Source organism: Bradyrhizobium genomosp. I (2014), from assembly GCF_000261685.1.
GTDB lineage: Bacteria > Pseudomonadota > Alphaproteobacteria > Rhizobiales > Xanthobacteraceae > Bradyrhizobium.
Genome location: NZ_AJQE01000435.1, coordinates 1 through 10,222 on the forward strand (window position 1 = coordinate 1; position 10,222 = coordinate 10,222).

Sequence of the window (10,222 nt, forward strand, 5' to 3'; positions counted from 1 at the left end):
GCTCCGTGCTTCCGAGCAGCTCAAGGGTCTGCGCACCGAGAACGACGACCAGAAGACCGGCGTCGAGATTGTGCGTAAGGCGCTGTCCTGGCCGGCCCGCCAGATCGCGATCAACGCCGGCGAGGACGGTTCGATCGTGGTCGGCAAGGTCCTCGACAACGAGCAGTACTCTTTTGGTTTCGACGCCCAGACAGGCGAGTACAGCAACCTCGTTTCCAAGGGTATCATTGACCCGGCCAAGGTCGTGCGCATCGCGGTCCAGAACGCCTCTTCGGTGGCCGGGCTGCTGATCACGACGGAAGCGATGGTTGCCGAGCTGCCGAAGAAGGCTACGGCTGGTCCAGCAATGCCTGCGGCCCCCGGCATGGGCGGTATGGACTTCTGATCGGCCTCCTTAAATTCTCGATGGCATGCAAAACCCTGGCGATAATGTCAGGGTTTTTTGCAGCGAGCGGTCTGTAGCCTGCCAGTCGACGAAGAATACAGCCCATGGGCCTATCGGCCTATCCATGTGCGCGGCGGCAGGCCCCGGCTCAACTTGCTTGTGACCGTTCCTTGGCGGCGACAGGACCGCGTCCGGCACGACGCGCTGAGGGGATGGAATGTGTCTATGCTAACGATATTTTACGTTGGTCGTCCACTAGGCAGATGGCTGGGTGCTAGGCAGCAGGGCATGAACCCGCGCAGGCGCTCTCGCCGGATGCATGCCGTCGGGTTCGTCAGCTTTTGGACAGCTATTCGGTGTACAATGACTCTTGAAGTTAGCGGCGCGTGGTAGGGACAGCGCTCGCCCCGAGTATGCGTGGGGATTTCGGCGCCGAGTCACGCTCCTGCTAACTTCAACCAGTCGCGCATGCGCGGCAGAGACAGCGTCTGATCCATCCACCCGACCAGCGCCCCCGCTGCTTCCCGCGTAATCGGATCCACGCTACCGGGCGCCGGTCATCCGAATTAGCTAAATACCCCCCATGCGAGCGCTCCGCGCAGGAACTCCTCGTCCAAACTTCGCGATGTCACTCGCACTATTCGGCACTTTAATCCGTGAAAGAGTGCTCCAGCTCGGCGCACAATTCCATTGAGAAGCTTGGAACAACACAGCGCTGCAATATCACTGAGTCAGATCGCGGATGAGGTCCTCACCGAAGCCGTCAATCAAGTCCAGCGACGAGAGAAGGCGGATTGTCGCGGAGCTCGTGGCGAGCGATGACTGGCTTTGAGGCGCCGGTGCGACGGCAAGCCGATGCCCCCGGCAGCAGCTATTTGGTTGGTGAGCTCACTATACAAGCGGCTGGCGGTGATTCCGAAGCAGATCGGCTCCAGCTAGTGCCGACTCTGTGGATGCTTGGTTGCCGACCGGCCCCCTGAGCGCGATTGGGCGTCGGGTAACGCAACCCTACGAGGAGGTTAGCCTAACGGGCCGCCGGTCCGGCCTGAGAGGAAGCGCAGGCGATTGCTCTGACACGCGATGGCGCGGGGCTCACAAACCTCAGTGACCGGCGAACCTATGTCGCTAAACATTCCCCTCTCTGCACTACTTCCAGAGAACTTCCATCGAGAGCATCGATTGAACATCCACAGAAACCGCGGCGGGTGAAACAGCGGGCGATGCGGCTGCCTCGTGTCTACCGATGAGGTTCCGCGCGCGGGAATAGGGCAAGGTCCGTTGCATTGGGATGCCCATACCTGATCCTTTGTGTGACGACCGCCGAAATATCACGTTTGTTCAGGGTGCTATAGCGCTCGGCAAGACTCTTAAACAACCCTCCGACCCGATCTGACGGAACAGTAAATTCGCCATAGTTAGGATCAGAGAGGATCGTCGTTCCATTCGACGTTGCCGTTGCAATCGTGTGGGTGCCGGCGCCAGGTTGGACGAATTTCAAGCTGACCAAATGGACGGATGGATCCTGCGCAAGCTCGTTTACGATCTTGTCGATGCACGAAGATGTACCAAACCTATATCGCGTCTCTTCAGCAGATGGTTCTAGGCCGGCGTCACGCAAGATTGTGCTTTTTGCCTGGAAATTGTGAGACCCTTCCGCCTTATCCTCTTTCAATTGAGTCTTAAGCTTTTCAGACTGTTCCTGCCGTCTTGCCGCCGAGCGGTGATTTTCCGTGCCCGGGAGCAGAACCCCCATTCGGGAGGAAGCGCTGCTTGGGAGATCAAGGAGCCACTCCGCGGCCAATCCAACACAGATTCCACTGACATTGGCTTGGGGCAATTCCGCCGTCCTGTAATCGAACAGAGGACGGACAGGGCTAGTGGCAACGGATAACTCGGAGCTGGAGGACAGAGAGGATGTGCTGAGGCCCGAGGTGTTTGAACTATCATCGATTGCATCTGAGGTATGCGGCTTGCTGAAGCAGAGCCCCATTCTATCGAACAATTCGCCGGGCGCCAGGCTCTCCAGCCGCGCGATTTCGGTGAGTGTTTGGGCACATTCGCTACCGTCTGCGGGCCAACTCGATTCCTCAGCTTGCTCAGTATGTGCGTATTCGCCATCGACTCGATTATACATGCTGGTTCACCGGCTTCTTCCGCGTGCGTCTCCTCAGAGGGCGCGCTGCTCACATCTTGCCTGCGACCGATATCGCGGCAAACTGACGAGGAGCTGGCCACCACACAAGCTTAGGGAAGCTATCGCCGTCATGGCAAATTGGCTGTGCGACAGTCCCAGCTTCCGGGCGCTGCTGCAGGTGTGAGGCGGTGGCCGACCAGCTAGTGACTCTTGCACAGTGAAAGAGGTCGCGCTCGTGTAATTTCAGCTTCAGTCAGGATGATGGCTGCGTTAGACGATGCCTTCACCAAACCAGGCTCGGTCGTGGGCTTGAGATCGATCTCACCCTCATCGTGCCGCGCCGCCCGGCGCCCAAAACTTCGCCTCCAAAGAGCGCGCAATTCGCGTCCCCAGTTCGCCCCGTGATCGGCTATCAGCGAGCGAGATGCTGTTGTTCGCTCTGAGGCTGCTCCTGTTTGACAGCGGCATTTCATCTCAGCCCGCCTTGCACGCCGCAACGGCCGAGCGAGCCTGACATACACCCGCTTGTGACATCTCATCGGGACGCCGAACCGGTGCTTGTGCACCCGCTCGGCCTCACCTTGTGCTCGGATATTGTAAACTCAGTCCGTCATGCTGTCGCGCTCATCCGCGCGAACAACGTTGCCGCATCTGAGGGACTCAATCCAACGACGCCTACGAAGCTCGGAGACGGCATCGGAATGTCTCGATAAATGGGTCTCCACAAATGAAGGCAATATCGGCTGTTATTCACATAACGCGAATGTGGCGGATGCAGTTGCATGACGCACTCTTCTTCATCCCAGAACATGTCTTTGACAAAGCACATCTCCTCCCAGTTTGGACAACGCCGCGGTGTCGAAACAGCGACATGCTCCCACCCAGGACGGACAAATGCACTTATCTTTAGTTCACACCCGCAAGGCCCCTGCACAAAGAAGAGACCGCAAGGGCCTGATCCCGGAGCAGTCGCGAACCGGCCATGCTGCACCCGGCCCGCCTCCAGCTTGTCTACCACCTGCGCTCGCACGCCCGCTCCTTTGCCTCTCGGATAGCCCTGAACTCTACGTAGAGGACGTTGTCGCGCAACAAGTCAACCTCCGCGATTCTCGGCCCAGCTTTCCTGAACCACTCTACAACGCACCATCCGCAAAAGCGGTAGATGTCTATCATCACTCACGCTCCTCTAGTTATGCCTCTGGTGCTCGAATTGCGCTCGGTGCCGCCGGTTGCCTGAGGACGGGCGGCGGCACGATCTGTACGTTGAGTTAGGCGACCCGCCGATCGAATCTTCCCGCTACTTATGTAAGTCCGCCATTGAGCCTCTCCGCGGCGAAGCAGTCTTGATCGGTGCCAGGCATTCACTGCTCATCGCCGGCAGAGCGCACATCACGCTTGAGCATGCGAAGTCGGCGGCTCTTGAGGCCTCATCTCGTCTTCAATGAATTGTCCCTCATCATGCCATGCTCTCCTATTGGCGGCGGAATCCAGACTTCATGATGCTCGCAGTTGCCGCACCAGATAGCTCCGGGCGACATTGCTGCTTCTGCGGGAGTGTACTTGATCCCTTGCGGCCTTCTCGCAAAGGCTGAACAGTCCTAATGCGTCAATTATGTGAAAACCATTCAGTTTTATGGCGTCCAAATCGGCTCGTACATAGCCGCAGACGTCTGGAATGCACTTCTTAGCTGGCACATCCAGCGGACCGCTGCGACCTCGATCGTCAGCTAACGGTCAGGAACAATGATTAACCGATCTCATTGGCTGCCACTGCAAATATCGCTCGATTTATAGGCCTCACTAAGATGCGGCCCTTAACGCGTTGGCTACGTGACCTTGCCCCCATATGTGGAACGGCCCGCGAGGCAAGAGCTTTTTCAGTCGATTTCACACATTGGAACGGTGCGGTCATATGTCCGGCCTTTGCGCGCGGCACAATATGGCCGCTGGCCTCGATGAGATCCGCGGAACGAGGAGCTAAATCAAGTTTACGCGCTTGAGCGCATTGGGGGCAGTAGCTTCACTCGTTTCGGGATTTCGTCCCATGGGTTCATCGCCTGTTGTTGCACCTCGCCCTCTGCCGGCCTGCGCCGGTCAGATCGTTTTGGCGGTCACTGCGTCACCGCGGCAATCGCCAATGGGTCGGGACGCCGATAAATTTCGCCCTTGTCCAGGAGCGCCCAGATGATCCGCGCCGTCTTATTGGCCTGCGCGACGGCGGCAACCTTGAAGGGGCGTCTGGCGAGAAGCGCCTTCAGCCACGGCCGCGCCCGAACGTCGTTTCGGACAAGCCGCAAGACGGCCGTTGCCCCGACAACGAGGATAGAGCGGAGTTCTGGATTTCCCATCTTCGATATTCGTCCCAACCGCTCTTTGCCTCCGCTTGAATGAGGCCGCGGCGTCAATCCCAGCCAGGCGGCAAAGTGGCGAGCCGACTTGAACCCGCCGGGATCCGGCACAAGCGCTTTGATGGTCGCCGCCGTAATGGCGCCGACGCCAGGGATCGTGGTCAACCGACGCATGTCCTTCGTCGTGCTTGGCCTCCGCGACGATTGCGCGCTCGAGCCTCTCGATCTGGTCGGCTGAAGCTTCAATCTCGTCGGCAATAGCCATCAGCGCGAAGCGCGCTGCTGCGGGCAGGCGTGCATCTGTCTCATCCCGTATGATTGCGACCAGCGCCTCAACCTTTGCCAGGCCGGCGGTGGCGATGATCCCCAATTCTGCCAGATGCGCGCGCAACGCGTTGACCGATTGCGTTCGCTGCCGCACTAGAAGAGCGCGGGGTCTTCAGCACCATCGCGGCAGCCTGTTGCTCAGCCGTCTTAATCGGCACGAAGCGCATGGTCTTTCGGGTCACCGCTTCGCTGATGGCCTCAGCGTCCGCCGCATCCGTCTTGCCACGCTTGACGAAGGGTTTGACATAAGCCGGCGGAATGAGCCGGACCTCATGACCGAGAGCTGCGATCTCGCGCGCCCAATAGTGGGCGCTACCGCATGCTTCCATCCCCACCAGGCATGCTGGCAGCTTCTCAAAGAAACGCAGAACTTCGCTGCGCCGTAGCTTCCGGTTGAACACGGGTGAGCCCTCGGCATCCGCCCCGTGAACCTGGAAAACGTGCTTGGCCAGATCCAGCCCGATGGTGATAACCTGTTTCACGGAACGGTCCCTCCTTTGTGGCGTTCGAACAACGACCACGTTCTAGCACTTTGATGCTGTTGGAGCGGGCCGTTCCACCACATCAAGTTTTATCCGGTCCTGAGTTCGCCCCGGCTGTTGGATTTGCTCGGTTGGGCGGTGGCAGCGGCGGGAGCTGGCGCGGAGCCATCGGCATAGCGCAGCGCCAGATCCCGGCGCGGGTTGCAGGTGAAGGCAAACTCCGATGGTGTTTTCCATCCGAGTTGCGAGTGAGGTCGCGTATCGTTGTAGTCGGCCCGCCAATGTCCGAGTTCGACGCGGGCCTGGGCCAGCGACGTGAACAGCGTCTCGTTCAACAATTCGTCTCGGAGACAGCCATTGAAGCTTTCGATGAAGGCATTCTGCGTCGGCTTGCGGGGCGCGATGTAATGCCAGTCGACACGGCTCTGGTCGGCCCATGTCAGGATGGCGTTGCTGGTCAATTCGATGCCGTTGTCGCTGACCACCATTTTGGGCTTGCCGCGCTCAATCATCAGCCGGTCCAGCTCCCGCGCCACCCGGGAGCCCGACAGTGAGGTGTCGGCCACCAACGCCAGGCATTCGCGCGTGCACTCGTCGACCACGGTCAGGATGCGGAAGCGGCGGCCATCGGTGAGCTGGTCCGAGACGAAGTCGAGCGACCAGCGGTCATTCGGCGCTATCGGCACCACCATCGGCGCCCTGGTCCCGAGCGCCCGCTTGCGGCCACCACGGCGACGGACCGCGAGCCTCTCTTCCCGGTAGAGCCGGAACAGTTTCTTGTGGTTGACCAGATAGCCCTCCCGCCTGAGCAGAACATGCAGGCGCCGATAGCCGAAGCGACGGCGCACCTCGGCAATCGCTCTCATGCGTTGGCGTAGGGCCGCGTCGTCCGCCCGGGTCGTCCGATATCTGATGGTCATGCGGCAACAGCCGATGGCTTTACACGCCCGCCGTTCGCTCATCCCGTGGGCGTCCACGATCGGCCAAAAGCCGCTTCAGCCGCGTGTTCTCATCCTCCAGCGTCCTCAGCCGCTTGGCCTCCGAGACCTCCATCCCGCCAAACTTGGCTTTCCATTTGTAGATGCTGGCATCGCTGACGCCGTGCTTCCGGCACAGATCGGCAACCGACACGCCAGCTTCGTGCTCCTTCAAAATCCCGATGATCTGCTCTTCCGTAAAGCGGCTGCGCTTCATGCTCTGGTCCTCATATCGGCCAGAGCGAACTTCAATCTGGATTAAGTCCACGGGGCAAGGTCATACGGCATGACGCTCGCGAGGCGCTCACCTTTTGCTGTCGAGTAGGCCGAGGGAGTTTCACCCTCGGCCGCTCACAGATCCGGACGTGATACTCTCGCATCATCCGGCTCCTGTTATCCAACCGTAGCCCGTCCAAGCTTTTGCCAATGGACAAAGAGCTTTGGATTTTGCTTCGCCATCTCGTTGAGTTTCCGCAACGACCGTCCCCGATGGCCCTTCAGTTGCTTGTACTTGCACCGAAGCCACGCGCCGAGGCGCTCATCGAAGTACTCATAGAGCCTACGCAGTTCCGTCGGGTAGAATCGCCCGTAGTATTGATCCCAGCCCCGAAGGACGGGGCTGAGACTACGCGCGATGTCTTCAAGCGGAAGCGGCGAGTGCTGAGGCAAGCGCCATCCTCGAATGCGAGCCCTCATCTCCTTGAGAGAGTTCGGACTCACGCCCGGAAGGAAGCAGGTGAAGATCCTGCCCCACCTCTTCGCCATACGGGGGCGGAAGCTAAAGCCCAGGAAGTCAAAATGGATCTGCGGGTAGGACCGCCGTCGATTGCTGTCAGCGCAGTAGACCACTTTAGTCTTCTCCGGATGCAGCAATAAATGGCAGTCAGCAAACCGTCGTTCCAGCGCCGATTTGAGTTCCTCCGCTTCCTGCCGCGTGCGGCAATGGCAGATGATGTCGTCGGCGTAGCGTTCGAACGGAATGTGGGGATAAGACCCCTTCATCCAAACATCGAACACGTAGTGCAGGAACAAGTTTGCCAGGATTGGACTGACCACACCCCCTTGAGACCTGCCTGTCGTCCTCGCCCGAACCGATCCATCGGGCATCTCGACCGGAGCCTTAAGCCACCGCTCAATGTAGAGCCGGATCCAGTCAGCTTTCGTGTGTCGATAGACCGCGCGCATCAAGAGTTCATGATCGATCGTGTCGAAAAAGCTCTTGATGTCGAGATCTACGACCCAGTCGTGCTGCCAGCACCGCTTACGCGCCTGCTCTATGGCCTGATGGGCCGATTTTCCGGGCCTGTAGCCGCAGGAGTCCGGATCAAATTCTCCATCCAACACCGGCTCCAGACACCGTTTGACCACCATCTGGGCGATACGGTCCGCGACCGTCGGTATGCCAAGAGGACGAATCCCACCGCCGGCCTTAGGAATCTCGACCCGCCGCACTGGTGGCGGGAAGTAACTTCCTGACACCAACCGATTCCACAGCCGGTAGCGGTGGTTCTCAAGATCGCCGGCAAAGTCTTCGAGACTCTGGCCATCGACGCCCGCCGCCTTTCCCTTCTTCACAAGCTTATAGGCTTCCCACACCATCCGCTTGGTGATGGGCAACGGTTTGCCGGAGTTCACCGTGCTCCTCCCGGTCTTCCCGGTTGGCGCAGTGACGCCGGCAGGATAACGCAACCCTTTGCTCCACGGCCATTACAGCCGCTTCCTCACTATTACGGGTTGCTCCGCCCCTGACGCATTGCGTCAGGTTCCGACGTTCCGTGTTGAAGCCTGTGACGAGATCATGCCGCCTATGCACCGGCTGCCGCGTGGGCCGTAAACAGGCTCCGCCCACACTCCTCCGAGCGCTACTACCCCACGCCCGTCTTGACAGCATCTTGAACCCATTTCGATACGTCATCGGCGGTTCGCTTGCACTCATCTTCTTGTCACTTACCTGACGGTTTCATTCACCGCCTTTTTCCTCATCGCTCACCACCGCGCCTTTTGAACGCGGCAGCATGAGGTGGTTTGAAGCCTGCCCCTGAAGGCCGGCTCCGGGAGGCCAAACTCCCATCTTCAACACAGCATCACCGGCGTCGCCGCCGGTGTTCGTTGCACACGGTAATGCGGGTTTTGTTTCCGACAGGAATGTCGCGACTCCGACGTCGCGCAGCGGCTCCGTTTGACCAACCCATCAAATGAAAGGCGCTGCCGACAGTTCTACCTTCTGGCATGTAGCTTGCTGCGTGGGCCGAACGCGACCTTGCCGTTCCGAAGATACACGAGCAATCAATCGGCCGAGTGGTCGCGACGCAACGAACATCGTTTCTCCTACCGCCCTATGAAGAGAGGACTGCTAGCTTATGAGTGATAGGAGGCATGCAAAGCTTGGCATATTTCTGTTGGCCGGCGCTCAGCGCAATGAGACGTACATTCGCGCGCAACAAAGCTCCCAATGATCAAGCATTTCGGCGCCGATCGTCCCTCCTTGCAACCGCAGAGAAGGTGGAACTGGGAGCTCCTCGTCGCACTTCTCATAAATGCGGTGCTTTGGGCTGGAATCTACTTGGTCATCACAGCCTTCTTCTGACAGCCTCCCGTGCATGGCGACCGCGCGAGGCTTCTAGGGCCTATCGCATGCTGCAGCCGCCACGGCTGCGAATAACCTGATGCCGGCGCGCAATTCGCGCTGCGACCTGGATTTAGAGTGCGCTGTTCCGGCGACCGCAATAGGAATTCCGACGCATAACCCAGATGTCTGAAATGAAAGACACTGATATGCCGTTGCGGCCGCGGCTAAGTGCCAAAAATGACCAGTAGCAGCTCGACGTACCGCGCAGGTGGCATCCGGGCTTCCTCGTTAGGCGCAACGGATTGACTGCAAGTGAGAACTGGTACTCCGCATTACCGTTATGTGAAAGCTAGCTTTCGAGAAGCTGACGAAGCAAAGAGACCTGAAGGAACGTTGGGCAAGCGGCCGGCTCCGCCCTCACGTCCTATGGCATAGGACGGCCCGGCCGCCTCGCTCCTCGCTCCCGCAACGCTCGGAGCAGGCGGGATTGACTTGCTTGTTGAGCGATATCAGCCTCGCCCTTGGGTTGGGTATAGTTCAAAAGGCTGAAGCCTTGATTGGCCGTAGCAGCGCTTACAGCTCTTGCTCAGGCCACGTATCGTCCTCATTTTTGCGCATCCGCCACACGAGGGCGCGCTGCGCTAACTTGTCGTATTCGAAGGCAATCTTAAGCAACCTGTCTTTTGCTTTCCCGTCAACGAGCGCTGCCGCCTTCTTTCGCGTTGCTTGCGCGCGGCCTCGCCAGTGATCGGGTTGGTAGAGTTTGCTTTTCGGATTCATGCCGAGAGCATGCAATTCGTAGATCAAACAATTGCGACACCTACGCTCCGTATCATCACGTAGGAGCGACGCTCGTGGCTCGGCTGCCGAAGCGGTCGATCCCTAGTCCACAGCCCCCGACAGCTTTAGACCATCGGTCTTATGAAGAGACTTTGAATCGCATGCATCGTTAGATTGTACGAGTTGGGACAAGGAGCTATGCGGGAAACTGGGTGATGAC

5 protein-coding genes and 2 pseudogenes are annotated in these 10,222 nt (G+C 59.0%); 1 reads left to right on the plus strand and 6 read right to left on the minus strand.

Annotated elements, in window-relative coordinates:
• Positions 1-385: TCP-1/cpn60 chaperonin family protein (locus IC50_RS37340; RefSeq protein ID WP_035716676.1), on the plus strand; the 385-nt coding region annotated here is incomplete at its 5' end.
• 1,237 nt (positions 386-1,622) lie between these two features.
• Here IC50_RS37340 and IC50_RS37345 read toward each other — a convergent pair.
• From IC50_RS37345 to IC50_RS37370, 6 genes and pseudogenes are all read right to left on the minus strand, one after another.
• On the minus strand, positions 1,623-2,519 hold the full coding sequence (locus tag IC50_RS37345) for a YopT-type cysteine protease domain-containing protein (protein WP_011084854.1): 897 nt from the start codon (positions 2,517-2,519) through the stop codon (positions 1,623-1,625).
• A gap of 610 nt (positions 2,520-3,129) precedes the next feature.
• Entirely contained in the window at positions 3,130-3,549 is a 420-nt protein-coding gene (locus tag IC50_RS44125; protein WP_011084853.1) for a DUF7694 domain-containing protein, read from the minus strand.
• A gap of 1,081 nt (positions 3,550-4,630) precedes the next feature.
• Positions 4,631-5,676, minus strand: a pseudogene (locus tag IC50_RS37350) (IS110 family transposase).
• An 89-nt stretch (positions 5,677-5,765) separates the two neighbouring features.
• Positions 5,766-6,870, minus strand: a pseudogene (locus IC50_RS37355) (IS3 family transposase).
• A 176-nt stretch (positions 6,871-7,046) separates the two neighbouring features.
• Entirely contained in the window at positions 7,047-8,288 is a 1,242-nt protein-coding gene (gene ltrA, locus IC50_RS37365; protein ID WP_035716678.1) for a group II intron reverse transcriptase/maturase, read from the minus strand.
• Positions 8,289-9,795: 1,507 nt separating this feature from the next.
• Entirely contained in the window at positions 9,796-10,029 is a 234-nt protein-coding gene (locus IC50_RS37370; protein WP_014497799.1) for a hypothetical protein, read from the minus strand.
• Positions 10,030-10,222 lie beyond the last annotated feature (193 nt).

What these genes read in the sequence shown, in the direction of transcription:
- IC50_RS37345 (WP_011084854.1), bottom strand. Translation starts at nt 2,519, where the DNA reads ATGTATAATCGAGTCGATGGCGAATACGCACATACTGAGCAAGCTGAG.